At 50.1% G+C, this 551-nt stretch carries 1 protein-coding gene; it reads right to left on the bottom strand.

Annotated features, from left to right (window positions below):
- Positions 1-154: 154 nt before the first annotated feature.
- The coding region (locus AC1D0Z_RS23915; protein ID WP_477660589.1) for a hypothetical protein at positions 155-551 on the bottom strand (397 nt) is incomplete at its 5' end.

Genomic DNA, 551 nt, shown 5'->3' with positions numbered 1-551 from the left:
GTCTGATGCGTAACTTGTCAGTGAACGCGGACGCCCAACACGCCCGGGCCGCTCCGCGGTCCACCTTGAGTGGGCGCCGGTTGCTTTTACGTTAGGCGTCTACAAAGTGTCCTTCGCAATCGATAAAGATCTATGGTCAAAATCAAGCCAGAATTCATCGGGCGGCCATTACGATGATCGTGCGACGCATTACGAGAACATCGCCTACCGATGCAAGAAGTGCTCTATCAGCTGTGTCTTCCTGGCTGAAGATCAGAAACATACATATGAAATCAAGAAGCGATTTGTATGGTGGCTGCCATCGCTCTGCACCTCTTGCCTTTCTGAGGTCGAGGCATTGCTGAATGAAGCCCGTCAGAGTCAAGGGCTTTGGGATGAACGAAAAGCAAAAATGAAGTCCAATCGTGTGTTTCTTGAACGCTGGGTTTATGTTCTCACTCAAATTCCCATGTACGGAAAGAAAGCAAATACCGATATGGTCACAATGCTGCACCGATGTTTGGAAGACATAAATCGTGATCAAGTCGCCTAACCCGGCAGTCGCGCGGGAC

The sequence above is a fragment of the Polaromonas sp. P1_E3 genome, assembly GCF_056405935.1.
Note: the sequence above shows the minus strand (reverse complement) of the source record. Positions and strands in the feature narration are given on the sequence as shown.